The 25461-nt window shown below is 64.4% G+C and carries 21 protein-coding genes; 12 read left to right on the forward strand and 9 right to left on the reverse strand.

Annotated features, from left to right (window positions below; all coding sequences use genetic code 11):
• Window positions 1-156: 156 nt before the first annotated feature.
• Window positions 157-1653, reverse strand: coding sequence for a succinyl-CoA:acetate CoA-transferase ScpC (scpC, locus tag PAQ31011_RS24310; RefSeq protein WP_150578232.1), 1497 nt, complete (start codon window positions 1651-1653; stop codon window positions 157-159).
• A gap of 203 nt (window positions 1654-1856) precedes the next feature.
• Between scpC and PAQ31011_RS24315 the strand changes: the two genes are divergently transcribed.
• Window positions 1857-2795, forward strand: coding sequence for a LysR family transcriptional regulator (locus PAQ31011_RS24315; RefSeq protein ID WP_150578233.1), 939 nt, complete (start codon window positions 1857-1859; stop codon window positions 2793-2795).
• A 1-nt stretch (window position 2796) separates the two neighbouring features.
• Here the strand turns inward: PAQ31011_RS24315 and PAQ31011_RS24320 are convergent, their stop codons facing one another.
• Complete coding sequence (locus tag PAQ31011_RS24320) at window positions 2797-3114, reverse strand: hypothetical protein (RefSeq protein WP_150578234.1); 318 nt, start codon at window positions 3112-3114, stop codon at window positions 2797-2799.
• Between the two features lie 210 nt (window positions 3115-3324).
• On the opposite strand from PAQ31011_RS24320, the gene PAQ31011_RS24325 reads away from it, so the two are divergent.
• Window positions 3325-4920 (forward strand): EAL domain-containing protein, encoded by a 1596-nt coding sequence (locus PAQ31011_RS24325; RefSeq protein ID WP_150578235.1) that lies wholly within the window; start codon window positions 3325-3327, stop codon window positions 4918-4920.
• A gap of 177 nt (window positions 4921-5097) precedes the next feature.
• The gene (locus tag PAQ31011_RS24330; protein WP_150578236.1) at window positions 5098-5400 is read left to right on the forward strand and encodes a hypothetical protein; all 303 of its coding nucleotides are present in this window, start codon (window positions 5098-5100) and stop codon (window positions 5398-5400) included.
• A gap of 132 nt (window positions 5401-5532) precedes the next feature.
• On the opposite strand, the gene PAQ31011_RS24335 is transcribed toward PAQ31011_RS24330, so the two are convergent.
• A complete protein-coding gene (locus PAQ31011_RS24335) occupies window positions 5533-6186 on the reverse strand; it encodes a hypothetical protein (protein WP_150578237.1) in 654 nt (217 codons plus the stop codon).
• Between the two features lie 578 nt (window positions 6187-6764).
• Between PAQ31011_RS24335 and PAQ31011_RS24340 the strand changes: the two genes are divergently transcribed.
• Both PAQ31011_RS24340 and PAQ31011_RS24345 read left to right on the forward strand, forming a co-directional pair.
• Complete coding sequence (locus tag PAQ31011_RS24340) at window positions 6765-8132, forward strand: MFS transporter (RefSeq protein WP_150578238.1); 1368 nt, start codon at window positions 6765-6767, stop codon at window positions 8130-8132.
• A 210-nt stretch (window positions 8133-8342) separates the two neighbouring features.
• Window positions 8343-9557, forward strand: coding sequence for a multidrug effflux MFS transporter (locus PAQ31011_RS24345; protein ID WP_150578239.1), 1215 nt, complete (start codon window positions 8343-8345; stop codon window positions 9555-9557).
• A 52-nt stretch (window positions 9558-9609) separates the two neighbouring features.
• Here PAQ31011_RS24345 and PAQ31011_RS24350 read toward each other — a convergent pair whose 3' ends face one another.
• Window positions 9610-11979 (reverse strand): cytochrome P450/oxidoreductase, encoded by a 2370-nt coding sequence (locus PAQ31011_RS24350; protein ID WP_150578240.1) that lies wholly within the window; start codon window positions 11977-11979, stop codon window positions 9610-9612.
• A 228-nt stretch (window positions 11980-12207) separates the two neighbouring features.
• Between PAQ31011_RS24350 and PAQ31011_RS24355 the strand changes: the two genes are divergently transcribed.
• The 3 genes from PAQ31011_RS24355 (at window position 12208) to PAQ31011_RS24365 (ending at window position 16021) form a co-directional block, all read left to right on the forward strand.
• Window positions 12208-13113 (forward strand): IclR family transcriptional regulator, encoded by a 906-nt coding sequence (locus PAQ31011_RS24355; RefSeq protein ID WP_246179768.1) that lies wholly within the window; start codon window positions 12208-12210, stop codon window positions 13111-13113.
• Window positions 13114-13371: 258 nt separating this feature from the next.
• On the forward strand, window positions 13372-14256 hold the full coding sequence (locus tag PAQ31011_RS24360; protein WP_150578241.1) for a 4'-phosphopantetheinyl transferase family protein: 885 nt from the start codon (window positions 13372-13374) through the stop codon (window positions 14254-14256).
• A 151-nt stretch (window positions 14257-14407) separates the two neighbouring features.
• On the forward strand, window positions 14408-16021 hold the full coding sequence (locus PAQ31011_RS24365; protein ID WP_150578262.1) for an ABC transporter substrate-binding protein: 1614 nt from the start codon (window positions 14408-14410) through the stop codon (window positions 16019-16021).
• A gap of 90 nt (window positions 16022-16111) precedes the next feature.
• Here PAQ31011_RS24365 and PAQ31011_RS24370 read toward each other — a convergent pair whose 3' ends face one another.
• From PAQ31011_RS24370 to PAQ31011_RS24385, 4 genes are all read right to left on the reverse strand, one after another.
• Complete coding sequence (locus tag PAQ31011_RS24370) at window positions 16112-17014, reverse strand: NAD(P)-dependent oxidoreductase (protein ID WP_150578242.1); 903 nt, start codon at window positions 17012-17014, stop codon at window positions 16112-16114.
• Window positions 17014-18756: a dihydroxy-acid dehydratase gene (gene ilvD, locus PAQ31011_RS24375; RefSeq protein WP_150578243.1), complete on the reverse strand. Its 1743-nt coding sequence runs from the start codon at window positions 18754-18756 to the stop codon at window positions 17014-17016. The genes PAQ31011_RS24370 and ilvD overlap by 1 nt, the downstream gene beginning before the upstream one ends.
• Window positions 18757-18817: 61 nt before the next feature.
• Entirely contained in the window at window positions 18818-19606 is a 789-nt protein-coding gene (locus PAQ31011_RS24380) for an SDR family NAD(P)-dependent oxidoreductase (protein ID WP_150578244.1), read from the reverse strand.
• Window positions 19603-20949 carry an MFS transporter gene (locus PAQ31011_RS24385; protein ID WP_150578245.1) on the reverse strand — a complete coding sequence of 449 codons (1347 nt, stop codon included), beginning with the start codon at window positions 20947-20949 and terminating at the stop codon, window positions 19603-19605. Before PAQ31011_RS24385 ends, PAQ31011_RS24380 begins: the two co-directional genes overlap by 4 nt.
• A 272-nt stretch (window positions 20950-21221) precedes the next feature.
• On the opposite strand from PAQ31011_RS24385, the gene PAQ31011_RS24390 reads away from it, so the two are divergent.
• Window positions 21222-22178 carry a LysR family transcriptional regulator gene (locus PAQ31011_RS24390; protein ID WP_150578246.1) on the forward strand — a complete coding sequence of 319 codons (957 nt, stop codon included), beginning with the start codon at window positions 21222-21224 and terminating at the stop codon, window positions 22176-22178.
• 119 nt (window positions 22179-22297) lie between these two features.
• Complete coding sequence (locus PAQ31011_RS24395) at window positions 22298-22705, forward strand: hypothetical protein (RefSeq protein ID WP_150578247.1); 408 nt, start codon at window positions 22298-22300, stop codon at window positions 22703-22705.
• A gap of 54 nt (window positions 22706-22759) precedes the next feature.
• Here the strand turns inward: PAQ31011_RS24395 and PAQ31011_RS24400 are convergent, their stop codons facing one another.
• Window positions 22760-23584 (reverse strand): SDR family NAD(P)-dependent oxidoreductase, encoded by an 825-nt coding sequence (locus PAQ31011_RS24400; RefSeq protein WP_150578248.1) that lies wholly within the window; start codon window positions 23582-23584, stop codon window positions 22760-22762.
• Window positions 23585-23812: 228 nt separating this feature from the next.
• On the opposite strand from PAQ31011_RS24400, the gene PAQ31011_RS24405 reads away from it, so the two are divergent.
• Together PAQ31011_RS24405 and PAQ31011_RS24410 are read left to right on the forward strand one after the other, a co-directional pair.
• The gene (locus PAQ31011_RS24405; protein WP_150578249.1) at window positions 23813-24760 is read left to right on the forward strand and encodes a GlxA family transcriptional regulator; all 948 of its coding nucleotides are present in this window, start codon (window positions 23813-23815) and stop codon (window positions 24758-24760) included.
• Between the two features lie 428 nt (window positions 24761-25188).
• Window positions 25189-25461, forward strand: a 273-nt coding sequence (locus tag PAQ31011_RS24410; RefSeq protein ID WP_217424894.1) for a hypothetical protein, incomplete at its 3' end; no start/stop codon positions are given.

The raw sequence follows: 25461 nt of genomic DNA on the forward strand, positions 1-25461 counted from the left end.
GCCGTGAATGCCGGAACGCTCTCACCAGCGTCCGGCCCATGAGACCGCATGCGTCTCACGTTCTTCTCGGCACCGACACGTAAGGTCGATGCCGGCCAATCGGCATCCGTCCGCCCGCCCCCCGGCGATGGCGTCCGGCACCGATGTCCGCGAAAGTTATTTCCCCGTCAGCATCGACCCGCGATCGCGCAAGTTGACGTGCAGATCGAATGCGCGCTCAAGGGCGTGCGGCGTCTGCCCGCCATAGCGTTGGGCGTCGCGATAGTAGTCGCGCAGCACTTCTCGGTAGCTCGGGTGCGCGCAATTGTCGATGACCAGATTCACGCGCTCGCGCGGGGCGAGGGTGCGCAGATCGGCCAGTCCCTGTTCCGTCACGATGATGTCCACGTCGTGCTCGTTGTGATCGACGTGCGGGACCATCGGGACGATGCTCGAAATCTTGCCGTCCTTGGCAATCGACTTCGTCGCGAAGATCGCCATGCGCGCGTTGCGGGCGAAATCGCCCGAGCCGCCGATGCCGTTCATCATGTGCGTACCGCCCACGTGCGTCGAATTGACGTTGCCGTAGATGTCCACTTCCAGCGCGGTATTGAGCGCGATCAGGCCCAGACGACGAATCACTTCCGGATGGTTGCTGACCTCTTGCGGACGCAGCACGAGCTTGTCGCGATAACGCTCCAGATGCTTGAACACGCGATCCTGCACCGCCTGCGAAACCGTGATCGACGAGCCCGAAGCGAACACCATCTTGCCCGAGTCCATCAGATCGAACGTGGAGTCCTGAAGCACTTCCGAGTACATCGTCAGGTCTTCGAACGGCGATTCGATGAAGCCGCTGAGCACGGCGTTCGCGATGGTGCCGATGCCCGACTGAATGGCGGGCAACGTGCGCGGCAGGCGTCCACGCGAGACTTCGTGCTGGAAGAACTCGATGAGGTGGCCGGCGATGCGCTGCGTGTCGGCGTCCGGCGGCAGCGCGTTCGAGGCGCTGTCAGGCGTGTCGGTGATGACGATGGCCGCGATCTTCTCCGGCGCGATCTTGACGACGTTCGTGCCCACGCGGTCGCGCACGTCCACGATCGGCAGCGGCGCGCGATGCGGGCGCTGGCCCGGAATCCAGATGTCGTGCATGCCTTCGAAGGCGAGCGGCTGCGCGAGGTTGATCTCCACGATCACCTTTTCCGCGAGGATCGCGAAGCTCGCCGAATTGCCGACCGACGAACTCGGCACGAGGCCGCCGTCTTCCGTGATGGCGACCGCTTCGATCACCGCGACGTCCAGCTTGCCGAACTGACCGGTGCGCAGGAATTCGACCGTCTCGGAGAGATGCTGGTCGACGAACATCACCTCGCCGCGATTGATCGCGCTGCGCAACGTCGTGTCGACCTGAAACGGCAGCCGCTTGGCGAGCACGCCGGCTTCCGTGAGGGTTTTGTCGGAGTCATGCCCCAGCGACGCCCCGGTGATCAGCGTGATCTTCATCGGGTTGGCTTTCGCTCGGCGGGCCAGCGCAATCGGCATGTCCTTGGCGTCGCCGGCGCGGGTGAACCCGCTCATACCGACCACCATGCCGTCGCCCACGAGCTTGGCAGCATCGTCGGCAGTCATCACCCGGTCGCGCAGCGACGCCAGGCGAATGCGGTCTTCAAACATCGTGAGGCTCCTCGTCTCTTCTCGTCTCTTATTCGAATCTCTTGGATTCGTGGCGCGCCCGCGATGGATATGCCGGTCTGCGCTTGACTCGAAGTGTATTGACCCATCGATCACATTTCCAATATATTGAACACAAAGTTTCCATACTTTTAATGTATTGGCGATGCGAAGCCATACGGCATCGGGCTGACGGAGGAGCGGTCATGGAATTGCGGCATCTGCAATATTTCATTGCAGTCGCGGAGGAGCGTCATTTCACACGTGCGGCTGCGCGGGTGGGCATCCAGCAACCGCCGCTGAGCTTGCAGATCAAGCAACTGGAAGCCGAGCTGGGCGGGCCGTTGTTCGTGCGGCTGCCGCGCGACGTGGTGCTGACGGAGTTGGGCGAGGCGTTCTTGCCGGAGGCGCGACAGATTCTCGAGCGCGTGGAGCGCACGCGGCGACGCATGCAGCAGATCTCACGGGGCGAAGCCGGGCACATTCGCATCGGTTTTGCCGGTGCGACGTATTTCGAGCCACGGATTCCGGCGTGGATTCGCGACTTCCGTGCGCGCTATCCCGACGTGCAGTTGCATCCACAGCAGAGCAACACAGCCAGCCTGCTGACGGCGTTGGCCGACGACGCGGTCGACGCCGCGTTCGTGCGCACGCCGTTCGACGTGCCGCCGGGCATCGTCAGCGTGCCGGTCGTGGACGAGCCGATGGTGCTGGTGCTGCCGCTGGGGCATCCGATGTGTGCGCGTGAGCGGGTGCCGCTCGCCGCGCTCGCGCAGGACGAATTCATTCTGCTGCCGCGCAACATCAGTCCGGCGCTCTACGACCGCACGGTGGCCGCATGCGAAGCGGCAGGCTTCCGACCGAAGCTGGGACAGGAGGCACCACAAATCACGTCGATCGTGCCGATGGTCGCGGCCGGCTTCGGGGTGTCGCTGGTGCCTGCGTCGGTGAGCCAGATCCGTACGCCGGGCATGGGCTTCTGGCCTATCGATCCGGCGAGCGGTGAAGTGCCGCTAGCGCCCATCAGCCTCGCTTATCGCAAAGACCATGGCTCGGCGGCGCTCGATCGCTTCATTGCGATGATGCCGGTGGCAAATGCAGATGCAGAGGTGGGGACGCAGAGCGTTGCGGGCGACGCCGAATGACTCAGTGATAGCCGCGTTGGCGCGGGCTCGGCAGCGCGTCGTCGTCGGTGGATTCCCAGCCGTTCGCACGCAGTCGGCTGGTCAGCAGCGGATGAATCATTACGGCGTATAGCAGGCAGGTCGCGGGCAGCGACAGCGCCAGCAGCGATTCATTCCAGAGCAGGGCGGGGCCGATGGCGAGCGCCGTCCAGAGCAGCGCATGCCACGTAAAGCCGTACGCCAGCAGGTAGAGCGGGCCGAGAAAGAAGGCTGCGATGCAGGACAGATACGAAATCTCGATGACGTCGCCGTTCGCGGGATGGCGAAATTTGAGTGTCATGGCGAGTTCGTGGTCGGTAGGAAGAAGTCGCCAAGTTACTCTCGCGTCGACCCAAATTCGTCCCACTCATGCGGCGAGCGGCGAGCTGGCGTCGCGACCTGATGCAGCGGCGTCCGGCGGCGCGTTGCATGGCCATCCGATGCGTCCGCCCGGCGGTAGGCTACACTGCTGGCACGCCCTGCAACGGGGCACCACCGTGGACGCCTCTCCATGCAAATGCTCAGAAGGTTGACCCGCTGGTTGCCGGTGCTTATCGGCGCAATGGCGGGCATGCTGGTCATGCTGCTGATTGGACAGATCGCGCAGACGCGCATCGACGATTTTCGCCTGCGCGCCTATGTGCAGGACATCATGGGCTTTATGAGCGACGCGTCGGTGTCGAGCCGCAATGCATTGCACGACGCGATGTACAGCGGGGCGGTGCCCTGTAACGACGCGGACATTCTGGCGCTGCGCCGTGTTGCCATGCGCAGTCCCTATTTCCACGACATCGCCCGGGTTCACGATTCACAACTGCTGTGCTCGGCCGTCGCGGGACGCTTCGACCCCGCGCCGACACTGCCGCCCGCCGACCATGAAACGCGCAACGGCGTAAAGCTCTGGCATACGCTCACGGGCATCGTCACGCCGGGCGTGCAGGTCAATGCGATGGGCATGGGCGACGTGGTCGTCTTCAGCCCGCCGGTATTGCCCGAGCGGCTGGCGACGCCGGGGCCGGGCTTCGCGTCGGTGGCGTCGACGAGCGATATGCGGTTCGTCTTCTGGCGGGCCGGACTTGCGCAGGACCAACAGCGTATTACGCTGGGCCAGACGTCGCGCTGGCTCGACATCGGACCGCTGCGCCAGTTCTCGCGGTGCTCGAACAGTGTGGATGTCTGCGCGTCGGCGGTCTATACGTCATCTCGTATCGTGACTAACCCGTGGGGACTGCTGCTGGCGCTGGCGATCGGTGCGGTGGCCGGCGGGGCGATGGGGCAGTCGTGGCGTCTGCGCCAGCGTTATCGCACGTCTATCGACTGGGTGACGCAGCAGGCCGCCGAGTCGGGGGGGATTCACCTCGTCTATCAGCCGCTGGTCAGGCTGCGCGACGGGAAGATGATTGGCGTGGAAGCGCTCGCGCGGCTGAACGACAGTGCGGGCAATCCGATCTCGCCGGATATGTTCATTCCGATTGCCGAACGGCGCGGCGTGATCGGTCTGATCACGCGTCAGGTCGCGCGTCAGGCACTGATCGAAATGCATGGGCGGGCGTTGGCCGACCCCGAATTCCACATCAGCATCAATCTCGCGGCCGTCGATGTCGTCGACAGCACCTTCCACACGTTTTTGAACCATACGGCCGCGTCGCTGCGGGTGCCGCGCGCACAGATTGCGCTGGAGGTGACCGAACGCTCGACCGACAACATGACGCGTCTTCGCGAAGCGCTCGACCGGCTGCGTGTCGACGGCTATCAGATTCACATCGACGATTTCGGCACCGGGTTTTCGAATCTGGCGTACTTGTCGACGCTCAATGTCGACGCGCTGAAGATCGATCGCATGTTCACGCAGGCCATCGGGACGGATACGGTGAGCAGCGCCATCGTCGACCAGATCTGCAAGATGGCTGAGCTGCTGAGCGTCGAGGTCATCGTGGAAGGATTGGAAAGGCAAGCGCAGGCGGACTACATGCTGGCGATTTGCCCCGATGCAATCGGGCAGGGATGGTTGTTCGGCAAGGCGGTGCCGGCGGACGAACTTGAGGATTCCGGTCCGCGTATCAGGCAAATTACCGAGAATAACGACAACGATTCGGGACTAAAGTGAAATCACCGTGGTCCTGATGTGCCCCCGACCTCCACGGACTGTCCGGCTCGCCGCTCTGGCGAGCCGCTTTTTTTTTCGAACGTCGGTCGGAATTGATGAACATGTTACGATTCCTCAAAAAACAGCATCGGCTGGCAGGCCGGCAGACCTTTAGCTGTCGCTTGAGAGAGGGGACATATGACAGACTCGTTCAAATTCCAGTGGCACTACGTCAGCAATACGGCGCCAGGACGTCCGTTCGAACTGATGGGTGCGATCACACCGCGTGCCGACAAACGCTTTGACGGCGCGGTCGATGCTTATTGCGAAGGCGATTACATCGGCCGTTGCGAGTTTTCGAGTATCGACGCGGATTGCGCGTCCGATGCGGCCGCACAGATTCGAAAACGTATCGAATGCCGCATCGAGGATCGCGTCGCGAGAGAGAACGAGGCGTCGCAAAGTGCGACGCCCAATACCGCGCCGAATACGGTGCATTAAGCGCAAGGTTCTGCGCGACGACCGCTGCGATACGCAAGCCGCTCGGCTTGCGTCATCCCTACATCACTCGCCGATGACGCGCGGCCTCTGCGCGCATCGACTGCTCGCGTTGCCTGAGCGGCCCACGGCCGTTCAGCGCCAGCGATGACAGCAGCGGCCACCCCAGCCGCCCCAACCGCGTCCCCATGAAAACGAGAGCGATACATTGCTGAGCCACGGCGATGGCGCATATGCAGGGTAGGCCGGGTAGACCGGCGTGTACGCGGGATAGGCCGCATACACGGGATAGGCAGGGTAGGCGGCGTACGGCACAAAGCCCGGATCGGGCGAATACGACGAATAGGCGGAATACGTCGAGTAACCGACGTTGCCCTGCGGCGGTTGCGACGTCTGCGGCGGCACGTAGTCGGGCGGCACCGGTGAACCGTTCGGATAGGCCGGATACGTTGCGGGACGCGCCGGTTGCACCGGTGGCCGATAGTCCGGCGGAACGGGGGAGCCGTTGCCGGGGACATAGTCGGGCGGGACAGGCGAACCCTTCGGATACGTGGGTGTCGGCGTAGGTGCGGGACGCACCGGCGTCGATGCAACGGTCGGCGTTGGCACAGGTGCTGTCGCGACATCGCCGTTGAGGACGGTGCCCGGCGCTGCGCGCATGGCTTGCGGTGCCGTCGGTGTTGGGGAGAGCGTCAGCGCGCCGCCCGGGTACTGCACGACGTAACAGCCGGCAAGCGAGCCGGCAAGCGGCACAACACAAAGCAGGGTGGCGAGCGGAGCGAGTTTCATGGCGTCGAGTGTAGCGCAGGAAAGTGCGTCGGCTACGTCGCCGCCTGTCCGTGTGCATTACGTTCCGTTAGCGCCCCTGCGCTCTGACGCGACGCGCCCAAGACGTTACGAATACGACAGGCAAAAAAAACGGCCAGCGCGTTGCTGGCCGTGAAATCCACCAGGAGGAGGTGGAGGAGACAGGTGCAACTATATCAGGGAAATCCCTAGACGGGTAAACCTTTGTCAAAAAAATCTGTAGAAAAACCACATCTGCGACAATTCGTCGCCTTTTTGCCCGCGAATCGCCCAATTCCCCGTCCCATATAGCCATTCGGTGCGTCGCCGGGGCGTCCTCCCATCGTTCAGATGGAGAAAAACCACAAAAACCAACGACCGTTTGCCAAGGCGACGGACATTGCTCGCGCGCTCCGGCGACATCCGACGCGCGCCTGACACCGCTCGCAACCCTCGGAAATCTAAGTGTTTACACCGAGCATTGATTTACGTTCCGCGATATAAACTTCCGCAAAGCGTAATTTTCCGGCAACTCGACCGGGACGCAAAACCACGAAGTTGCGAGAACGTTTGGAGACAGGATGAAAGCAGCAGATGTGAATGTGGGCGCTTTGATCGACGAGAGTCGACTGGGCGGCTATCAGTGGTGGGTGATCGCGCTGTGCGCGATGTGTCTGGTCGTGGACGGTTTCGACGTTCAGGCCATGGGCTATGTTGCGCCGGTGGTCATTCGCGAGTGGGGCATTGCCAAGGAAACGCTCTCGCCGGTCTTCGGCGCTGGGTTGTTCGGCATGCTGGTCGGCTCGCTGACGTTCTCGGCGCTGGCGGACAAGCTGGGCCGCCGTCCTGTGCTGATCGGTGCGACGCTGTTCTTCTCGGTGTGCATGATCGTCACCGGCTTTGCGAATTCGATTACCGAGCTGATCGTCTGGCGCTTCGCCGCCGGGCTGGGGCTGGGCTGCATCATGCCGAACGCCATGGCGCTGGCGGGCGAGTACAGCCCGCGTCGCATCCGGGTCTCGCTCATGATGATCGTGTCGTGCGGCTTCACGCTGGGCGGTGTGGTCGGCGGGCTGATTACGGCCGCCATCATTCCTGATCTGGGCTGGCGCGCGGTGTTCTACATCGGCGGGGCCATCCCGCTGGTGCTGGGCTTGCTGATGTGGGTCTCGCTGCCCGAATCGATCCAGTTCCTGATGTTCAAGAAGGGCACGAAGCCAACCGATAACGCGCGCATTCGCAAGCAGTTGCTGCGTGTCGCGCCTGGCGCGAACGTGCCGGCCGACGCCCGTTTCGTCCTCGACGAGCAAAAGGCCAAGGGTGTGCCGTTCATCGAACTGTTCAAGGACGGCCGTGCACGCGTGACGATGCTGCTGTGGGTCATCAACTTCGCCAACCTGCTCGATATGTACTTCCTGTCGAACTGGCTGCCCACGGTGATCCGCGATGCCGGCTATTCGACGCAAGTCGCCGTGATGGCGGGCACCGCCTTGTGGGCGGGCGGGGTGATCGGTACGTTGCTGCTCGGACGTGTGATCGACCGCGTGGGCTTCACGAGCGTGCTGGCGGTGACGTTCCTGATCGCGATTGCGGCCACGGCGGCCATCGGCAATCCGGTGGTGATGGTGTCGATGGTGGCGGTGTTCGTGGCGATCTTCTTCGCAGGCTTCTCGATCATCGGCGGTCAGCCGGCGCTCAACGCACTGGCTGCGACCTACTATCCGACGTCGCTGCGCTCGACGGGCATCGGCTGGAGCCTGGGTATCGGCCGGATCGGCTCGGTGCTGGGGCCGGTGCTGGGCGGCGCGCTGATGCATCTGCAATGGTCGTCGTCGTCGCTGTTCCTCGCGGCGGCGGTGCCGGCATGCGTCTCGCTGATCGGCGTGCTGGCGATTGCCCGCACCCAGCGCAGCGACGGTGGCAATCTGCGCGCCGCCACGGCGAGCTGATCGACACGGCGCGTTGTGGATCGGCGGACACCGGTGCTGTCGCGGCGACATGCGTGGCGACACGCGTCGCGCCATAAGCAGCCGTTAAGTGTCCGATAACCATCGAGTATGAAAGTGCGACGCCCGCCGGCGGTATCATGGCGGGCGTCGTCGTTTTTGCGACGTGTCCTGCGATGCGTCAGGCGTCGCACAGCATAATCAAAACGATAAATGACCTCGACGTCCGAACTCTCTCCTGCCTTGCCATCCGAGCGTGTGCTGTTGGGCATTCTCGGCCTGTTCATGATGATCGCGCCTGCATCGACGGATATGTATCTGCCGGGGCTGCCGACGATGCGTCACGAACTGGGGGCGAGCGCCGCGGCTACGCAACTGACGCTCTCGTATTTCTTCCTCGGCTTTGCTTTCGGACAGTTGGTCTGGGGGCCGCTCGCGGACCGCTTCGGGCGTCGCAAACCGATGGCGGCGGGGATCGCGCTATACATCTTCGGCAGCATCGGCTGTGCGTTCGCCGACAGCATCGATCACATGATGATGTGGCGCTTCGTGCAGGCGCTCGGCGGCTGTGCGATGCCGGTGATTGCGCAGGCCATCGTGCGCGACGTCTACGGCCCGCGTAACAGCGCGCGCGCCTTCTCGATCATGTTGTTGGTCATGAGCGTCGCCCCGATTGTTGCGCCGCTGGTGGGCGGGCAGATGCTGCGCTTCACGACGTGGCGAGTGATCTTCGGCATTCTCGCGGTGTTCGGCGTGGGCGCGTTGATGGCGCTCTGGCGTTTGCCGGAGACGGGCAACGTGAACGGCCGTCAGGCGGGCGGGCCGCGCGCCATCGCCATGTCGTACTGGCATTTGCTGCGCGACGCACATTTCGTCGGCTATATGGTGGCGGGCGGTGCCGTGTTCGGGGCGTCGTTCACTTACATCACCGGCACGCCGCTCGTGTACATGGAGTACTTCCATGTCTCGCCACAGTTCTTCGGTGTGTTGTTCGGCATCAACATCGTCGGTATGGCCGCGATGACGATGTTCAATTCACGACGCGTGGGACAGATGGGTTCGTACCGGCTGATGCGCATCGGCATCATCGGTTGTGCAATCGTGACGTCGATGCTGTGTCTCACGGTGTGGATGGGCTTCGCACTGCTGCCGGTGATGGTGGTGATGCTGTTCCTGTTCATGTCGCTGCGCGGCATCATCACGGCGAATTCGGTGGCGGGCGCGCTGGCGAATCACCCGACGCGCGCCGGGGCAGCGGCGGCGCTCGTCGGCAGCGTGCAGTACGGCTTCGGCTTCGCGGCAGGCGGCTTGCTCGGCTTGCTCAACGACGGTTCGCCTCGCCCGCTCGTGACCGTGATGTGCGGCTTCGCGATCCTGGCGCTCGTGTCGCTGATGACGATGTTGCGCAAGCCGCAGAGCCCGCAATAACGAAAGGGGTGCCGCAGCGCCCCTTCGCTTGTTTCTCAACCTTCGCTTCGACTTACAGTGCCAGCACCAGCTTTTTGCCGCAGGCGCGTGAGCAGCAGGACATCATCTTCGTGTTGGCGTCGCGCTCCGTGCGGGTGAGCACTACGTCGCGGTGATCCACGTCCCCCTCCAGCACCTGCACTTCGCACGAACCGCACAAGCCTTCCTCGCAGTCGCTCTGCACGTCGATGTTCGCCGCACGCAAGGCGGTGAGCAATGTCTGATCGGCCGGGACCATCACCGTGATGCCCGAATCCTTCAGCGTGACCTCGAATGCATGTTCCTTCTCGGGATCGAGCGTGCCCAGTTGCGACTGGAAGTGTTCGACGCGCAGCGTGTCGTCTGGCCAGTGCGCGCAGCATTGCGCCAGGCCGTCGAGCATGCGTACCGGACCGCAGGCGTAGACCTGCGTGCCGTCCTGCGGCGTCGCCAGCAGCGTCGCGTAGTCCGCGCGTTGCCCTTCGTCCTTCACCCACAGATGCAAACGGTCGCCATGCAGCGCTTGCAAGTCGTCGACGAGCGCCATCGTGCGACGGCTGCGGCCGCTGTAGTGAATCTCGTAGTCGATGCCCAGTGCCTTGGCGCGGCGCGCCATCGCGGCAATCGGGGTGACGCCGATGCCGCCCGCAACGAAGATCGCGCGCGGCGTCGTTTCGTCCAGACGGAAGTGATTGCGCGGACCGCGAATGCGCAGACGGTCGCCGACCGAGACCTGCGTGTGAACCCAGTTCGAGCCGCCACGGCCTTCCGGCTCGTGCAGCACCGCAATCTCCAGTGCGGCGGCGTCCATCGGGTCGCCGCACAACGAATACTGGCGCGACAGCCCCGTCTCGCCGCATTCGATATCGATGTGCGAGCCCGGTGCCCAGCGCGGCAGGGCGCGGCCGTCCGGCGCGACCAACCGCAGCTTGACGATGCCCTCGGCGACCGGCGTGACCGACTCGACCACCACCGGGCGCGTCACACTATGGCCCGACGGCTCGCCGATGCGCACCGGCGCATGACGCTCCAGCACGGCCGGATCGCGACGCTCCGGATTCTGTGCCGGATCCCATTCCACAAAGACATGCTCCGGACCGCGGAACGACGTGTTCGGCACGTACGTGAACTTCTGCTCGGCCAGCGTCATGTGCGGCAGGCGGCGCGTGAACTCTTCCAGGAAGATCTGCATCTCCATGCGCGCGAGGTTCTTGCCCATGCACTGATGCGAGCCATAACCGAACGTCAGCTGATCGCTGGCGTTTTCGCGGCGGATGTCGAACAGGTCGGCGTCGGCGAAATGCGCTTCGTCATGGTTGGCCGACGACGTCACGATCAGCAGCTTCGAGCCGGCGGCGATCTCGATGCCACCGATGTTGACGTCCTTCGTCGCGAGACGACGCCATGCCGCCACCGAACCGTTGTGACGCAGGCACTCTTCCACGGCGTTCGGAATCAGCGACGGATCTTCGCAGATCTCGCGCCAGACGTCCGGGTGCGAGAGCAGCAGCTTCATCGCGTTGGCCGTGGCGTTCGCCGTCGTTTCGTGCGCGGCCACGATGCCCGCCATCATCATCGAATGCAGATAGGAGTCGGTCACGACTTCCGGGTGGTCCTTCTGCTTGCGAATGCCGTATTGCATCCAGCCCGGGCCGTCCGGGTTCTGACGCATCTTGTCGAGAATCTTGCCCGCGAGTTGCCAGAAGTTGCCCACGGCATGCGCCACGGCCACTTGTTCTTCAGGCTTCGGACGCCCCCACGTGTTGACCGTGTGCGCGATCGAGTACTCGCGCAGCTTGTCCATGTCTTCCTCGGGCACGCCGAGGAAGTGCAGCGCCACCGTGAGCGGCACTTCCCACAACATCTGGTCGACCAGATCGGCACGGCCGTCGTTCACGAAGCGGTCGACGTATTCGCGCGCGAGCTGGCGCACCAGCGGCTCGTGATGCTTCAGATGCTCAGGCGTGAACGGCTCCATGAGCACACGGCGACGCGGCATGTGCGCGGGCTCGTCTTCGTTCACCAGCGTACGATTCAGCGCGAAGCCGTAGGAGGCGAGCACCTCGTTGGCTTCCGGGCCGGTCGGCGTGATCTTTTCCAGCGCAATCGACGGGCTGAACGTGATGTTGTCGCGGAAGATCGCCTTGATGTCGTCGTAACGGGTCACGACCCAGTAGCCGAGCTTCGGGCTGTAGAACACAGGCTCCTGCTCGCGCGCCCAGCGCACGTATTCGGGCGGGTCTTGCTGATAGCCGTCTTCGAACGGATCGAAGTCGGCCGCGCGGGCGCTGACCGGGCAACCATTCGGTGCCTTGGCCTCAGACGAGGTCGACGATTGATGAAACGGGCAGCCGCCGGCGCTGGCGGCCGTGGCGTTGGAAGTGGGGGAAAGTGTCTGGCTCATCCGCTCGCTCTCTGAGGCGTTTAGTCCGGTGCGAGAATACGGCAGCGACCTGTTAAGGGCCGTGCGGCGACGCACACAATGAATCAAGTGTAGAGGAGCGTGGCCTGTCACATTCTCTGAATCTGTTAAGCGTAAATATAATACGCATAGCGTAAATCCGTAGACTGGGGTTAACCTCTAGACTTGTCGACATCGAGCAACATTGGTTTGCATCTTAAAATCTCGCCGATGACGACAAGCAAACGACCCACAGCAGGCCGCCCGCGAAACGCGGCTGCGCTTTCCCGCGAGGCAGCCGACGCCGCCGTCTCGACCAGCGACGCGCTCGATGCGCCCCGCGAGCGCGGCCGCCGCCAGCGCGTGCAGTCGGCCGAGACCGGCATGGTGGTGCTCAAGGGGCTGGCCCGTCTGGGCGGCCGGGCGAGCCTGACCGCACTGGCGCTGCACGTGCAGCAAAGTCCCGCCAAGGTTCACCGCTATTTGATGAGTCTCGTGGAAGAAGGGCTCGTCGCGCAGGACGCCGACTCGCAGCACTACTACCTCGGCCTCGAAGCGATGCTGCTCGGTGTCGCTGCCATGCGTCAGGCGGACCCGGTGCGGGCCGCAGAACCGGCCCTGGTGCGTCTGCGCGAAGCCTTCGACGTGACCTGCTTCATCGCCGTGATGGGCAACAAGGGACCGACCATCGTGCGTTTCGAAGAGCCGGGCCTGCCGGTGACGATCAACGTACGGATCGGCTCGGTCATGTCGGTCCTCTGGTCCGCCGCCGGTCGCGTCTTCCTCGGCCTGCTCGACGACCCGCAAGTGCAGGCCATGGCCGAGAGCGAACTGGCGCACGCTACACCGGAACACCGGACGCAACTCGACGCCTCCGACCCTATCGGCGCGCTGCGCGCCTCGGTGCGCGCCGCGCAAGGGGCGAGCGTGCGCGACACGAACCTCACAGGTATCAGCGCGATTGCCGCCCCCGTCTTCAATTACGACGGCCGCCTCGTCGGTGTCATCACCGCGCTCGGGGCGACCGGCGGTTTCGACGCCCGCATGGACAGCCCCATCGGCGAAGCGGTGCGTCGTGAGGCGCTGGCCGCGAGTCACGCCCTAGGCTACCGGCCGCCGCTGCCCGCCGGGGCCTGAAGCGACCGGGGTCACCCGGTCAGCCTCCGATATTTCCCAATCCGATGCGTTTGTGCGGCTGCCGCCTTCGCGGCTGGCTGCGTCTGGGCGTTCTCCCTTTTAAACAAGCGAATTCCCGTGCATTTGTCACTCCTTTCGCGTAGACCTTTGTGTTACTATTTGATAATGATTCTCATTACCAAATAAGCGATTGCCGATGACGCCGCCTCTAGCGGTGCAAGTCGTCGGCAGTCACGTCTGTGGAGGTCGTCATTGTTGATGTTGAAACGAACGGTCGATCTGACGCCGCGCGTGGCATCGATTCCCACACCTTCCATGACTTACGTGCCGCTCGGGCAGTTCGGACAGGGCGACCGCAAGCTCACGGGTGGCGCGCAGAATCGCGCACTGGCGAGTAGCGACATCGAAGCAGCAAAGCAGGGCGACGGCGGGCAACGCACCGCTGTTTCGCCTTCCCTCCAATGCGGCAGCGACGAACTTTGGCTGTGGCGCTTTCTGCTCGCCGGTCGGCCCTTCGGGGCGACGGGGGCGGCAGCCGGTGGCCCGGACGACGGCACGACCTGGCTCTCGGCCGCTGAGCATTCGCTGGCTCGCCGGTTGCCGCGCACACAAATGCGTCATCGGTTCCTGTCGGAGCGTATTGCGCTGCGCTGGATCTTCGGACGCTGGTTCCGATGCACACCCGCGCAGGCACCGGTGCCGACGGCAACGCCGGGCGTGTCGTCGCTGGAGTGCGACGGCCCGCACGGCAAGGTTTGGATCGACATGGCGCACGCCGGACTGTGGCTCTTCGTCGCCATGGGGCAGGGGCCGGTCGCGTTGGCCGCGCACGCGCCGACGCCGGTCGGCACCGATGACAATGCGCCGTTGATCGCACCCACGAGCCCGCCGCCGAGTGCACTCGATCCCTTCGCCGTCGCGCGCGATGCCGCGCACCGCTTGTGTCTCGCAAGGTTGGCGGGCGAGGGCGAAGCGCTAACGTCGGGAGGCGATGTGCCGCTGCTCGCGCACCCTTATGTCAGCGTCCCGTACGCCGGGCAAACGCGCTATCTCTACGACATGTCCGTCAGTTCGCGACTGACGGTGGTGGCCGCGCGTGACAGCATCGTGCATCGGATGCGTGCGTTCGGTTGGCAGAACTGACTTTCCCTTTTTTGCGCTCCCTTTGGGTATTTGCAGCCGCACATCTATGCATATGCTGCGATGCAAAGGCAGGGGTCCTGAATTTGCGCTATTCTGGCCCGTTGTTTTGCCATCCGTCCTGCCCGTCATCGACTTCCTGGAGAAGAAGCTCATGCGTCGTCGCTCGCTTGCATCCCGTCACACTCTCGCCGCCACACTCACCGCGCTTGCTTTGCCGCTGATTCCGTTGGCAGCGAACGCCAAACCGCTCACCGTCTGCACCGAAGCCAGCCCGGAAGGGTTCGACGTCGTGCGCTACAACTCGCTCACCACGACCAACGCATCGGCCGACCCGGTGTTCAACCGTCTGGTCGAGTTCGATGCCGCGCAAGCCAAGGTCGTGCCGAGTCTCGCGACCAAATGGGAAGTGACGCCGGACGGCCTCACGTACACATTCACGCTGCGCCCGAACGTCAGCTTCCACAGCAACGATCTCTTCAAGCCGACGCGCGCGTTCAACGCTGACGACGTCGTCTTCACCTTCGATCGCATGCTCAACGACAACGCGCCGTGGCACAAGCTCACGCCGTCGGGCTTCCCGCATGCGCAGTCGCTGTCGCTGGGCAAACTGATCAAGTCGGTCCAGAAGGTCGACGACAACACGGTGCGCTTCACACTCTCCGAGCCGGACGCTGTGTTCCTTTCGATGCTGTCGATGGGCTTCGCGTCGATCTATTCGGCCGAGTACGCCGACAAGCTCGTTGCGGCGAACAAGACGGATGACCTCAACGCGCGTCCGATCGGCACCGGCCCGTTTGTCTTCCGCAGCTATCAGAAGGACAGCGTGGTGCGGTACGACGCCAACAAGTCGTACTTCGGCGGCGCACCGGCGTCCGAGCGTCTGATCTACACGATCGTGCCGGACCCCGCCGTGCGTGCGCAGAAGGTCAAGGTCGGCGAGTGCCAGATCGCGCTGTCGCCCAAGCCGCTCGACGTGCAGGCCGCGCGTGCCGACAAGGCGCTCAAGGTCGTCGAGACGCCCGCCTTCATGACGGCCTTCGTCGCCATCAACACGCAGCACAAGCCGCTGAACGACGTGCGCGTGCGTCAAGCGCTGAACCTCGCATTCGACAAGCCGAGCTACGTGAAGCAAGTGTTCGAAGGCACGGCCACGCCGGCGGTGAACGTGTATCCGCCGAACACGTGGAGCTATGCGAAGAATGTGGCGGACTATCCGCACAACATCGATCGTGCGAAGAAGCTGCTGGCGGACGCCGGTTTCCCGCAAGGTTTCGAGACGACGATCTGGACGCGTCCGGCAGGCAGTCTGCTCAATCCGAACCCGCGCGTGGGCGCCGAGATGCTGCAAAGCGACCTGGCGAAGATCGGCGTGAAGGCGCAGATCAAGACGGTGGAGTGGGGCGAGCTGATTCGTCGCGGCAAGGCGGGTGAGCACGACCTGCTGTTCATGGGCTGGTCGGGTGACAACGGCGATCCGGATAACTTCCTCACGCCCCAATTCAGCTGCGCGGCTGTCACCTCGGGTACGAACTTCGCCCGCTTTTGCGACGCCAATCTCGACAAGCTGATCAGCGACGGCAAGCGCACGCACGACATCGCCGCGCGTACCGCCAAGTATCAGGCGGCGCAGAAGACGATCAAGGACGACGCGCTGTGGATTCCGCTGGCGCATCCGATCGCAGCCGTGATCACGCGCAGTGACGTGTCGGGCTATCAGGTCAGCCCGTTCGGCCGTCAGGACTTCTCGGCGGTGAAGGTCAAGTAAGCGCCTCACTCGCAGCAGACGTCCCCGAAAGACAAAAAGCCATGCCCTTCGACAGGGCATGGCTTTTTTCATGGAGACGCGAGGCGGACGTCAGGCGTTCGGCGCGCTCTCCGCTTTGCTCTCTGCTTCGCCGATGCGGAACACCTGCGATAGGTCCCAATCCGCCATGCCGCGCTCTGCGGCGTCCTTGAGCAAACGACGCACTTCCGGCAGCACCCGCTGCACGGTCGCGCTCGCGTGCGCGAGTTCGGCAATCGCATCGAGATCCTTCAGAATCACGCGCACCGTGCCGGTGGCGAAATCGGGCGGCGTGACCATGCGCGGCCAGAGCGTTTGCATGAGGACGGAATCGGCCCAGCCGCCTTGCAACGCCGACGGCACCGCCGCCGTATCGATGCCGCTGCGCTTGGCCAGCACGAAAGCTTCGGCCAGGCCTGCGAGCGTGGTGGCGACGATGGCCTGATTGGCGAGCTTGGTCGTCTGACCTGCACCGATGTCGCCCATACGGGTGACGCGCGACGAGAACGCGCGCAGCACCGGCGTCACGGCGTCGATGGCGTCGGCAGGGCCGCCTGCCATGATGGCCAGCGTCCCGGCCTGCGCGCCGCCTGTGCCGCCGGAGACCGGGGCGTCGATCCAGACGCTGCCGGTGGCCTCATGCCAGCGCTTCGCCAGATTGCGGGTGAGCGCGGGCGAGAGCGTCGAGTGATCGACGAGATAGCGCGGGGGCGTTGCGGCGTGCACGAGCCCGTGCTCACCGAATACCACCTCTTCGACGGCCTTGCCATCGCCCAGACAGAGCAGGGCGATGTCGACGCATTCGCCGAGCGCCTGCGGGGTGACGCAGGCGATGGCGCCGGCGTCGGTCAATGCGCCGAGCTTGGCCGCAGAACGGTTCCAGACGGCGACGTCGTGGCCGGCAGCGAGCAGCCGTTGCGTCATGGGTTCGCCCATGCGGCCGATGCCGCAAAAGCCTACGCGTGGGGTAGTCATCAATTCGGGTCCTCGTGGGTTGGCGTCTCCCCGATAGACGCTTCGTAGGGCCATTCCACAGCCCCCGAATGGGTCACCGCGCCCAGCTTGGCGGGCCGTACGAGCGCTTCGTACTTTTCCAGTACGCCGCCCAGACGGCCGCGCACGAACGGTTTGGCCTCGGCGGCCCGCGCGGCGAGTGCTTCGTCGGAGAGTTCGACGTCGAGCTTACCCTTGATTGCGTCGATGTGGATGGTATCGCCGTCTCGAAGTAGGCGAATCGGTCCGCCCGCCGCCGCTTCGGGGCCGACGTAACCGATGCACATGCCGCGTGTTGCGCCCGAGAAGCGGCCATCGGTGAGCAGCGCGACCTTCTCGCCCATGCCTTGCCCGTAGATCGCTGCCGTCACGCTCAGCATCTCGCGCATGCCCGGTCCGCCCTTGGGGCCTTCGTTGCGAATCACGAGCACGTCGCCCTCACGATATGTCTGCGCGGACACCACGGCCATGCAATCCTCTTCCGTCTCGAACACGCGGGCGGTGCCGGTGAACGTGAGGTGCTTGAGGCCTGCGGTTTTGAGCGCCGCGCCGTCCGGCGCGAGGTTGCCGCGCAGCACGACCAGTCCGGCGTTCGGCGAGAGCGGTTCGGTGTGCGGTTTGACTACGCGTCCGTCGGGGCCAGGGAAGGCGCGCAACGCGTCGGCCAGCGTCTCGCCCGTCTGCGTGAGCGTGTCGCCGTGGATGTGACCGCCTGCGAGCAACGCGTTGAGCACCGCAGGCACGCCGCCGACGTGATGCAGATCGACCGCGAGATAGCGTCCGCCGGGCTGCATGTCGCCGATGAGCGGCGTGCGGGCGAGGACTTCGGAAACATCGTCGAGCGTGAATTCGATTCCGGCCTCATGGGCAATGGCGGGAATGTGCAGCATGGCGTTGGTCGAGCCGCCGGTGGCCGCCACGGCTGCGCAGGCGTTCTCCAGACTCTTGCGCGTGACGAGGTCGCGCGGCAGCGGTCCGCCGTTGCGCAGCGCACGCATCACGTTTTCGCCAGCGCGACGCGCAATCGCGATCCGTTCGCTGTAGACGGCCGGCACCATCGCAGAGCCGAGCGGTGCCAAGCCGAGTACTTCCGCGACCATCGCCATCGTGTTGGCGGTGAACTGACCGGGGCATGAGCCTGCCGTGGGCGTGCAACGCTTTTCGATGCCGCGCAGCGTCTCGGCAGACATATCGCCGCGTTGGGCCGTGCCGACCGCTTCGATGGCTGTGAGGATCGTGGCCTGCGTGCCGTCGGGTGCCACGCCGGGCAGCATCGCGCCGCCGAAGAGGAACACGCCGGGCACGTTCACGCGCACCATGCCCATCAGAATGCCGGGCAGCGTCTTGTCGCAGCCCGCCACGCCGACGAGCGCGTCGTAGCAATGCGCACGCACGAACAGCTCCACGCTGTCGGCAATCGTCTCGCGCGAGACCAGGGAGAAGCGCATGCCCGAATGGTTCATCGACGTGCCGTCGGACACCGAGATGGCCGAGCCGCGAATCGGTACGCCGCCACCGGCGGCCACGCCCAGACGCACGTTGTCCGAAATCTGATTCAGCGACATGGAGCAGGGCGTGTTCTCGCCGAACGTGTCGACGATGGCGACGAACGGTTTGTCGATGGCCGCGTCGTCGAGGCCGGTGGCGCGCAGGAAGGCGCGATGCGGCGTGCGCGTAATGCCTTCGGTGACCGTGCGGGAGCGGTGTTTGTGCAGATCTGTCATGGGGACTTCCTTATGCTTTTGTGGCGGGTGCGCTCGCGTCGACCCGAGGTCGATTACGTAATTACGTGTTGAGCAGCAACCCGTTTTCAATGGCGAGCACCTGACCCGTCATCGCGGGTGCGCGGGCGGCAAGGAACCACGCCAGCTCGGCAACTTCAGCCGGTTGCGAGACACGCTTGAGCGGCGAGTTCTCGCGCATGCCGTCGACGACGCGACCGTACGCCTCGTCGCCGAGCACGCGACGCAGCAGGCCGTCGTCGACCATGCCCGGCGCGATGGCGTTCACGCGCACGTGCGGCGCGAGGTTGCGGGCGAGCGAGAGCGTGAGCGCGTTGACCGCGCCCTTCGAGGCCGCGTAAGCAATCGACGACCCCGTGCCGTTGAGCGACGCCAGCGACGAGATGTTGATGACCGATGCTGACATCGTCGATGCCGCAGACGCCGGACGCTCACGCAGCAATGGCGCGGCGGCGCGCGTCATCTGGAACATGCCGATGAGGTTCACGCGATAGATGCGCTCGAACTCGACGGCGTCGATGGCTTCGAGATCGCTGTGCGGGATCACGCGCGTGGTGCCGGCGCTGTTGACGAGGGCGTCGAGCCGCCCCCATTTCGCGCCGACGGCATCCGCCAAGCGGCGGCAGGCGGCGTCGTCACCCACATCGGCATCGACGACAAGCGTTTGCGCACCGGCGTCGCGGCATTGCGCCGCGACCGCTTCGGCAGCCGCCCGCGTGCTGTCGTCGAAGTTGTTGATGGCCACGGCCCAGCCGTCCTGCGCAAAGCGCAGGGCGGTGGCCGCACCGATGCCCGTGGCGGCACCGGTTACGAGACAGACGGGAAAACTCATGCATGACTCCGTTGGGGCTTGAGCGACATCACGATGCATGCCCCGCCGACCAGCGCACACGCCAGCACGATCATGCCCGGCAACAACTGCCCGGTACTGTCTTTGAGAAAGCCGATGACGTACGGGCTGACGAAGCCCGCGAGGTTGCCGGTCGAATTGATTAGCGCGATGGCGGCGGCGGCACCCGCGCCGCCCATCATCGCGGTCGGAATGCCCCAGAAGACCGGCGCAATCGAGTTGATGCCGATCGCCGCGACGATCAGTGCCGCCATCGACCACCAGAGATGTTGCGCGAGCAGCACCGAGGCGACCATGCCCGCTGCGCCCAGCAGGCAACACACGGCCACATGCATGCGACGTTCGTTGTGCCGGTCGGCATGACGCGCGACCAGAATCATCGCGACGGCGCTCACCAGCGACGGCACGGCCGAGAGCAGACCGATGTTGCCGAGGTTGGCGACGCCTGCTGCGCGAATCATCGTGGGCAGCCAGAACACGAGTCCGTAGTTGCCCATCGCGATGCAGAAGTACAGCAGACCGAGCAGCCACACGCGGCCGCTACCGAACACCTGACGCACGCTGTGATGCGCGCGCGTACTGTCGTCGGCGGCGAGGTCTTGCGCCAGCAGACGTTTCTCGTCCGCGTTCAGCCACTTCACCGTTTCGATCCGGTCCTGAAGCACGAAGAACGCCGCGATGCCGACGAGCAGCGACGCAATGCCTTCGATCAGGAACAACCATTGCCAGCCCGCGTAACCGTGCATGCCGCCGAAGTGCTGCATGATCCAGCCCGAAAGCGGACCGCCGATGGCCCCCGAGACGGGAATGGCGACCATGAACAGCGCAATGATCTGCGAGCGCTTGTTCGACGGGAACCACGTGGCGAGATAGAGCACGATGCCCGGGAAGAAGCCCGCCTCGGCCACGCCGAGCAGGAAGCGCAGCGCGTAGAAGGACATCGGCCCCTGCGTGAACATCGTCAGGCAGGAAATGATCGACCATGTGACCATGATGCGCGCGATCCACATGCGCGCGCCCACGCGATGCAGGATCAGGTTGCTCGGCACCTCGAAGATGAAGTAGCCGAGGAAGAACACGCCCGCACCTGCGCCGTACACGGTCTCGGACAGCGACAGGTCGGAGAGCATCTCCAGCTTGGCGAAGCTCACGTTCACGCGGTCGATGTACGCGACGATGAACGCGAGAAAGAGGAACGGGATGATGTGCCAGGTCAGCTTGCGGTACAGCGCATCGCGCTGCGCAGGACTGGCCGCCGCAGGGGCAGCGCCGGTGCCGGCATGCGGCTGTGCACCGCCCGGGTAGGACGAGGGGGACGAGCTCATGGGTGTTGTCTCCGTGGTGCGTGCCGTGTGGCACGTCGAGTTATTGGGCAACCTGACGCGCATCCGTAGATCATTCGGTTATGCGAAGGAGATTCGGCGATGTGCGATGGATCGTCGCTCCGGTGCATCGAATATCCCTGTGCGGCCATGCTGCTCGTACGAAGGGTAAGGGGTCGGTCGCCGTGGCGGCAAATCACACTTTGCGCACGCGGCATTACCATTTGGTTATGATCTCGACTTGACGTGTTTCCCCCGAGCTTTCCGCATTCGCCATGACAACGACCGATAACTCGATAGAGCGCTTCTTCCGCAGTGGCCTGAAGCTCGGTCATCTGCGCATGCTGGTGACGCTGGGCGAACTGCGTCAGGTCACGCGCGTGGCGGCGGCGTTTCACGTCACGCAGCCCGCCATCTCCAAGCAGATCGGGGAAATCGAAGAGGCGCTCGGCGCGCCGGTGGTGCGGCGGGTGGGCAATGCGGTGGAGCTGACCGGCATCGGACGCGTGCTCGTGGAGCGCGGACGCGAAATCCTGCGGCAGATCGAACTGGCGCGCCGCGACGTGAGCGCGTTGACCGCAGGGACAGCTGGGCATGTGCGCTTTGGTGCGGTGGTGACGATTCCTCAGCCCCTGATCGCGCACGCGGTCGAGTTGTTCACGCGCCGTGCGCCGAATGCCTCGTTCTCGTTTGTGGAGGCCACGCTGGACCGTCTGCTCAAGATGATGGACGAGGGCAATCTCGATCTGGCGCTCGGGCGCAATCGGGTGACCGGCCATCTGGCGGTGATGCGCAACGAGTCGCTGCACCACGAGCCGTTCGTGTTCGTCGTCGGCACCCAGCACCCGCTCGGCGCTGCGGAGGCGGCCGTCTCATGGCGCGATTTGCAGGACGTGCGATGGATCACGCCGATGCGTGGCTCGCCCGCCTTCACCACGATGGCCGAGATTCTCGCCGAGCATGGGGTGACGTTGCAGCGTCCGGCCATCGAGTCGAGTTCGCTCGCGTTGAATCTGTCGCTGCTGCGCGGCGGCGGGTTCGTCTCGATCCTGCCGCTCTCGCTCGCGCGACGCTATGCCCAGCGCGGGACCATGCGCGTGCTGCCGCTGCCGCCGTTGGGGCCGCTGGGCGATGCGATTCTTTATTGGCGGGAAGACACCACGACCCCCGCATCGCAACTGTTCGCGGCGTGCCTGCGGGAGTCGTCTGCCGAGTTGATCGACGCGAACTGACGCACACGTTGGAGCAGGCTTATCGGCATGCTTTGGGACAGGGCGAGGCGGCGTGGTGACCGGTGCGTAGACTGACGCGTCATCGTAATGAACGTCATGAATCGCTTCGGAGGTTGCTCATGAAACTGCTGTCCCGTCCTGTTGCTAGTCTCGCGTTTGCGGCCGCGCTCGTCACCCTGGGCGGATGCGCCATGCAGGCCAGTTCGCCGACGCCTGTCACCTTGCCCGCGACCGCATCGGCAACCTCACCCGCAACGCTACCGGTGGCCGCGCCGGGCCCCATCGCACGCGATCCGCTGCCGTCCGCACTGAACAATCCTTCGCGTCGGCCTTGCACGCCCGAGTGGTTCTCCTATCTGGAGAAGCATTACACCGCGGTGGGCGACGCGCAGGGGCATGGCCCCGATCTGGGCAGCGACGAATGGCTCGATGCGTTCGAGCGCCGTCGCAACCTGCCGTCGACAAGCGCTTTGCCGCGCGAGCAACGGTGCGCCACGCTGGCACGCGAACTCGATTACCGCTATTGATCGCGCGTGCATGCGTGCCCTTCTTTCGTAGGGCTCGCATGCACAACGTTCACGTCAGGCCGCGTTGGCTACAGCCTTCAGGCCGTAACGCTTGCCCGGCGAGGTGTTGCTCAGTCCTTGCGACATCTTGCGACGCAGCGCGTCGTACGCGCTCCACTCGTCGCCATCCTGCAACGGCGGGATGGTGACGGCTTCGCCCTGATCGAGTCCGGCCAGCGCAGCATCCACGAGATCGTCTGATGTCATCAACCATTCCTGCGGCAATTCGTGATGCGACTTGCCCGCCACTTCCCAGAACTCCGTGATCGTTGCGCCCGGCAACACGGCTTGCACACGCACGCCCGTATCGGCGAGCTGATGTTGCAGCGATTGCGAGAACGCGAGTACGAACGCCTTCGAGCCGCCGTACACGTCGTTGAGCAGTTCCGGTGCGATGGCGACGACCGACGCGATGTTGATGACGGTGCCGCGCCCGCGTGCCACGAAGCCCGGGACGGCGGCGTAGGTCAGGCGCGTGAGCGCGGTCACGTTGACTTCGATCATGTCGGTCAGGTGATCGACGTCCGCTTGCAGCAGCGGTGCGACCGCGCCGAAGCCGGCGTTGTTCACGAGCGTGTCGATGCGCGTGTCTTCGCGCAGGCGCGCTTCGACGAGTGCCTGACCTTCACGGGTGGAGAGATCCGCGCTCAGGATATCGACCCGACGACCGGTCTCGACGTGAAGGCGCTGCGCGGCTTCGAGCAGGCGCGCCGTGTTGCGGGCGACCAGAATGAGGTCGTGGCCGCGACGGGCGAGGCGGTCGGCGTAAATTGCGCCGATGCCAGAGGATGCGCCGGTAATCAGTGCGACGCCGCGTTGGGTTTGGGTGGATGCGTTCATGGTGCTTCGTGTTCCTGTGGTGAGGTCTATGACGTTGAGTGTCGTCCGTAACCTCAAAGTCTCAAATGACAGGAAAACCACTTTTTAGGACAAGCGTGTCCGACGCCCTCACATCCCGCCGACTACAATCGACGCATCGGTCATGCGACGCGTCGTTGGTGTTGCCGCATGGCTTTCCCTTGTGCTGTTCGGAACCTTCCGTTCATGGCCCTGATGGCCTTTTGCGCTATGACGAAACGAATTGCGTTGGTGGTCTATCCCGACTTTCAGATGATGTCGCTGGCCTCGATGTCGGCATTCGAGATGGCGAACTTCGAACGCGAGGAACCGCTGTACGAAGTGCAGACCGTCTCGGTCGAAGGCGGACTGGTGCGGGACTCTGCCGGGATTGCGGTGGCGACGGAGCCTATCGGGCGGCATCGTTACGACACGGTACTGGTCGCGGGCGCGACGTACGTCGTGCCGACGGAGCCGGATCTGGTCGAGGCTTTGCGGGGGCTCGCGCCGAAAGTGCGACGCATCGGCAGCATCTGCTCGGGGGCGTTCGTGCTGGCCGACGCCGGGTTGCTGAACGGGCGGCGCGCCACGACGCATTGGGGGCAGGCAACGGCTTTACAGCAGCAGCACCCGGACGTGATCGTCGAAGACGACCGGATCTACGTCAACGACGGTCCGATATGGACGTCGGCAGGCATGACGGCCGGTATCGATCTGGCACTGGCGCTGGTCGAGGCCGATTACGGCAGCGATGTCGCCCGTGATACGTCTCGCTTGCTGGTGGTGCATTACCGACGCACCGGCGGTCAGTCGCAGTTCTCAACGCTGTCCACGCTGGAGCCCAGTTCCGACCGGGTCCGTGCGGCGCTCGCTTACGCCCGTGAGCATTTGCGAGAGCCGCTATCGGTCGAGCAACTTGCGGCACAGGTGCACTGGAGTGCGCGCCATTTCAGTCGTGAATTCACGTTGCAGACCGGACTGACACCGGCGAAGGCGATCGAGAAGTTGCGTCTCGAAGCCGCGCAGGCGTTGCTCGAGGCGGGTGAGGCGTCGATTGCGCGGGTCGCGATCGTGACCGGTTTTGGAGACGAAGAGCGTATGCGCCGTGCGTTCGTCCGTACGCTGGGCAAGCCGCCGCAGGCTTTGTTGCGCGAGGCCCGCGAACGCATGCGGGCATGAGTCTTCCCTGGTGCCTGATGCATCGCACGCACGTCATGCGCAGCTCATCTGTCTTTCAGCCCGGCTTCATGAGGGCATCGTCCGTCAGGTTGGGTGTCGAATGACGTCGCGTTGCGTTGTAAGCGTTTCACGAACGATACGTTTTCGGCAGGGGACGTATCGATGTCTCGTAAATTGAGTTATTAATTTCTTTTAAATCAATGGGTTGAATCGCCTGGCACGGAATTCGCGTATGTGAATCGTGTATGGCGAAGCGCCAACCCGGATTCTCCGCAGGCTGTTGGCAAGGGACTCCTGTGCTGTTAAGCACGGGCGGGCCCACTATTGCCCGCGATTTCTGCTGACGCGCTCTCGTCGTAACGTTGGACCTTCTGGCGGGGTCCGATGTGTTCCGAAGTGAGTGTGTGCGCGTGCGCGGGGAGGGGACCATGAACAGGTTCAAGGCGACTCTGGTAGGGGCGGCAGCGGCAGCGATGCTCTGCGGCATTTCGATCAATGCGTCATACGCCGCCGGTGGTGGTGGCGGTGGACGTGGCGGAGGCGGCGGCATCGGCTTCGGCGGTGCGGGCGGCCTCGGCGGTTTGGGTGCATTCGGCGGCCCCGGCGGCACCGGGACCGGCGTCGGCATCGGCATCGGCGGCGCTGGCGGTTGCGGCTGCGGTGGCCACAGTGGTGGCGGCGGCGGTGGCGGTGGCGGTGGC

Origin of the sequence: Pandoraea aquatica, from assembly GCF_902459565.1 — a bacterium.
Taxonomy (GTDB): Bacteria; Pseudomonadota; Gammaproteobacteria; order Burkholderiales; family Burkholderiaceae; genus Pandoraea; species Pandoraea aquatica.

Bases quoted from the DNA above. Each gene is read 5' to 3' on its own strand.
- PAQ31011_RS24390 (WP_150578246.1), top strand. From the start codon at position 21,222: ATGACAACGACCGATAACTCGATAGAGCGCTTCTTCCGCAGTGGCCTG.
- PAQ31011_RS24405 (WP_150578249.1), top strand. From the start codon at position 23,813: ATGACGAAACGAATTGCGTTGGTGGTCTATCCCGACTTTCAGATGATG.
- PAQ31011_RS24340 (WP_150578238.1), top strand. From the start codon at position 6,765: ATGAAAGCAGCAGATGTGAATGTGGGCGCTTTGATCGACGAGAGTCGA.
- PAQ31011_RS24355 (WP_246179768.1), top strand. From the start codon at position 12,208: ATGACGACAAGCAAACGACCCACAGCAGGCCGCCCGCGAAACGCGGCT.
- PAQ31011_RS24385 (WP_150578245.1), bottom strand. From the start codon at position 20,949: ATGAGCTCGTCCCCCTCGTCCTACCCGGGCGGTGCACAGCCGCATGCC.
- PAQ31011_RS24345 (WP_150578239.1), top strand. From the start codon at position 8,343: ATGACCTCGACGTCCGAACTCTCTCCTGCCTTGCCATCCGAGCGTGTG.
- PAQ31011_RS24335 (WP_150578237.1), bottom strand. From the start codon at position 6,186: ATGAAACTCGCTCCGCTCGCCACCCTGCTTTGTGTTGTGCCGCTTGCC.
- ilvD (WP_150578243.1), bottom strand. From the start codon at position 18,756: ATGACAGATCTGCACAAACACCGCTCCCGCACGGTCACCGAAGGCATT.
- PAQ31011_RS24325 (WP_150578235.1), top strand. From the start codon at position 3,325: ATGCAAATGCTCAGAAGGTTGACCCGCTGGTTGCCGGTGCTTATCGGC.
- PAQ31011_RS24365 (WP_150578262.1), top strand. From the start codon at position 14,408: ATGCGTCGTCGCTCGCTTGCATCCCGTCACACTCTCGCCGCCACACTC.
- PAQ31011_RS24400 (WP_150578248.1), bottom strand. From the start codon at position 23,584: ATGAACGCATCCACCCAAACCCAACGCGGCGTCGCACTGATTACCGGC.
- scpC (WP_150578232.1), bottom strand. From the start codon at position 1,653: ATGTTTGAAGACCGCATTCGCCTGGCGTCGCTGCGCGACCGGGTGATG.
- PAQ31011_RS24320 (WP_150578234.1), bottom strand. From the start codon at position 3,114: ATGACACTCAAATTTCGCCATCCCGCGAACGGCGACGTCATCGAGATT.
- PAQ31011_RS24315 (WP_150578233.1), top strand. From the start codon at position 1,857: ATGGAATTGCGGCATCTGCAATATTTCATTGCAGTCGCGGAGGAGCGT.
- PAQ31011_RS24380 (WP_150578244.1), bottom strand. From the start codon at position 19,606: ATGAGTTTTCCCGTCTGTCTCGTAACCGGTGCCGCCACGGGCATCGGT.
- PAQ31011_RS24330 (WP_150578236.1), top strand. From the start codon at position 5,098: ATGACAGACTCGTTCAAATTCCAGTGGCACTACGTCAGCAATACGGCG.
- PAQ31011_RS24370 (WP_150578242.1), bottom strand. From the start codon at position 17,014: ATGACTACCCCACGCGTAGGCTTTTGCGGCATCGGCCGCATGGGCGAA.
- PAQ31011_RS24350 (WP_150578240.1), bottom strand. From the start codon at position 11,979: ATGAGCCAGACACTTTCCCCCACTTCCAACGCCACGGCCGCCAGCGCC.
- PAQ31011_RS24395 (WP_150578247.1), top strand. From the start codon at position 22,298: ATGAAACTGCTGTCCCGTCCTGTTGCTAGTCTCGCGTTTGCGGCCGCG.
- PAQ31011_RS24360 (WP_150578241.1), top strand. From the start codon at position 13,372: ATGTTGAAACGAACGGTCGATCTGACGCCGCGCGTGGCATCGATTCCC.